General features: G+C 66.7%; 3 protein-coding genes. 1 reads left to right on the plus strand and 2 read right to left on the minus strand.

All coding sequences use genetic code 11. From position 1 onward, the window contains the following. A partial coding sequence (locus tag C5O18_RS08390) for an MMPL family transporter (protein WP_158249310.1) occupies positions 1-620 on the plus strand: 620 nt, incomplete at its 5' end. 7 nt (positions 621-627) lie between these two features. Here the strand turns inward: C5O18_RS08390 and C5O18_RS08395 are convergent. Both C5O18_RS08395 and C5O18_RS08400 read right to left on the minus strand, forming a co-directional pair. Next, positions 628-2,256 carry a 3-(methylthio)propionyl-CoA ligase gene (locus C5O18_RS08395; protein ID WP_105193105.1) on the minus strand — a complete coding sequence of 543 codons (1,629 nt, stop codon included), beginning with the start codon at positions 2,254-2,256 and terminating at the stop codon, positions 628-630. A 187-nt stretch (positions 2,257-2,443) separates the two neighbouring features. Next, on the minus strand, positions 2,444-2,716 hold a 273-nt coding region (locus tag C5O18_RS08400; RefSeq protein WP_206389812.1), incomplete at its 5' end, for an OmpP1/FadL family transporter.

The following is a 2,716-nucleotide window of genomic DNA, read 5'->3' on the forward strand; positions in this document are numbered from 1 at the left end:
AGGGCGAGACGCTGGCGCACATCATCCAGGAAGTGAAGGACTACATCGCCGCGCATCCGCACGAGCATGTCGACTTCCTGCTCGCCAGCGGCCCGGTCGGCGTCATGGCGGCGACCAACGAGGCCGTCGACCAGGCCGAGGTGGTCATGCTGATCCTGCTGTTCGCCTCGATCAGCCTGCTCTGCTTCGCCGAGTTCCGCTCGGTGGCGGCGGTGCTCTGCATCGTGGTGCCGCTGGCCATCGTGGCGGTGCTTTGCAACGCGCTGATGGCGACGCTGGGCATCGGCCTCAAGGTCTCCACGCTGCCGGTGGTGGCGCTAGGGGTCGGGGTCGGCGTGGACTACGGCATCTACCTGTTCGAGCGCATGAAGCATGCCCTGGCCGATGGCTTGTCGCTGCAGGACGCCTTCCACAAGGCGCTGCAGCAGCGTGGTACGGCGGCGATCTTCACCGCCATCACCATGAGCATCTCGGTCGGCACCTGGGCATTCTCGGCGCTGAAGTTCCAGGCCGACATGGGCATCCTGCTGGCCTTCCTGTTCATGGTGAACATGCTGGGCGCGATCTTCGTGCTGCCGGCGCTGGCCGCCTGGCTGGTGAAGGGCAAGAAGAAAGCCTGAGGCGGGGTCAGAGTCCCGGCAGCGTGTAGCCGGCGAGCTGCTCGCGCAGCTTGATCTTCTGCATCTTGCCGGTGGCGCCGAGCGGAATGGCGTCGACGAAGATGACATCATCCGGGATCTGCCACTTGCTCAGCTTGCCGAGGAAGAAGGCCAGCAGCTGCTCGCGGGTCAACTCGGCGTCCGGCTTCTTCACCACCACGATGACCGGGCGCTCGTCCCACTTCGGGTGCCGCATGCCCAGGCAGGCCGCCATGGCCACGGCCGGGTGCGCCATGGCGATGTTCTCGACATCGATGGAGCTGATCCATTCGCCGCCGGACTTAATCACGTCCTTGCTGCGGTCGGTGATGTGCAGGTAGCCGTCGGCGTCGATGGTGGCCACGTCGCCGGTGGGGAACCAGCCGTCGATCAGAGGGTCGCCGCCCTCGCCCTTGAAGTATTCGCGCACGATCCACGGACCGCGCACCAGCAGTTCGCCCTGGGCCACGCCATCGTGCGGCAGGGCGTGGCCGGCGTCATCGACGATCTTCATGTCGACCCCGAAGACCGGACGTCCCTGGGTGCAGAGGATCTTCAGCTGCTCCTCCGGCGGCAGCGCCAGATGCTTGTTCTTGAGCGTGCACAGGGTGCCCAGCGGCGACATTTCGGTCATGCCCCAGGCATGCAGCACGGTCACGCCGTAAGTGTCCTTGAATGCGGAGATCATGGCCGGCGGGCAGGCCGAGCCGCCGATGACGGTGCGGTTCAGGGTGCTGAAGCGCAGGCCGTGCTGCTGCATGTGCCCGAGCAGCATCTGCCAGACCGTGGGCACGCCGGCGGCGAAGGTGACCTTCTCCGCCTCCATGAGCTCGTAGACCGACTTGCCGTCCAGCGCCGGGCCGGGGAAGACCAGCTTGCAGCCGGTGGCGGCGGCCGTGTACGGAATGCCCCAGGCGTTGACGTGGAACATGGGCACCACCGGCAGCACGCTGTCGCGCGCGGACAGGCACATCACGTCCGGCATGGCGGCGGCATAGGCGTGCAGCACCGAGGAGCGGTGGCTGTAGAGCACGCCCTTTGGGTTGCCGGTGGTGCCGCTGGTGTAGCAGAGGCAGGCGGCGCTGTCCTCGTCGAGATCCGGCCAGTCGTAGCTGGTGGCCTCGCCGGCGATCCAGTCCTCGTAGCTGAGCAGGCCGGGAATGCCGGTGTCGGCCGGCACCGCGTCGCGGTCGCAGAGGATGACCCACTGGCGCACGCGTCGGCAGGCGGCGTGTATGGCCTTGATGATGGGCAGGAAGGTGAGGTCGAAGCAGAGGGCTTCATCCTCGGCATGATTGATGATCCAGGCCACCTGCTCCGGGTGCAGGCGCGGATTGATGGTGTGCAGGATGCGGCCGCTGCCGGACACGCCGTAGTAGAGCTCGAAGTGGCGGTAGCCGTTCCAGGCCAGGGTGCCGACACGGCTGCCGGCGGCCAGGTCGAGGCGGTCGAGGGCGTTGGCGACCTGGCGCGCACGCACGGCGGCGTCGGCGTAGGTGTAGCGGTGGATATCGCCTTCGACGCGGCGGCTGACGATCTCGCCATCACCGTGGAAGCGCTCGGCGAAATCGATCAGGGAAGAGATGAGCAGGGGACGGTCTTGCATCTGGCCTTGCATGCCTGGGCTCCGGGCTGATGGGCAATGCCGCGCGGCGTTGCCGGTTTTCTTGTTGGGTTACGCTGCTGTAGCGAGTATTGCAACTGACGTCGCCGCTGACCAGCGTTGAGTCGGCAAAAACGACGGGGCCCGAACAAATGTCGGGCCCCGGGTGCAACGGTGATGCAGCGGCCACCGGCCGCCGGCCTCAGAACTTCTGCGTGAACTGCAGGCCGTAGATGCTGGCCGAGTTCTTGAAGCTGGCGACGTAGGCGCTGGCCGGCTGGTTGACCTGCACCTTTTCCTCGTTGAGGTTGGTGTAGGAGAAGTCGATGGTCTGGGTCGGGCTCAGCTGGTAGCCGGCGCCGACGCTGAAGATGCGGCGGTCACCGCTGGGCAGGCGCGGCGACATGTGCTCGGCGGTGACCGGGCTGTTGTCGTAGGCCAGACCGGCGCGCAGCTCCAGCTTGTCGCTGACGGC

Source organism: Amnimonas aquatica, from assembly GCF_002943415.1.
Lineage (GTDB): Bacteria > Pseudomonadota > Gammaproteobacteria > Pseudomonadales > Moraxellaceae > Perlucidibaca > Perlucidibaca aquatica_A.

What these genes read in the sequence shown, in the direction of transcription:
- C5O18_RS08395 (WP_105193105.1), bottom strand. Translation starts at nt 2,256, where the DNA reads ATGCAAGGCCAGATGCAAGACCGTCCCCTGCTCATCTCTTCCCTGATC.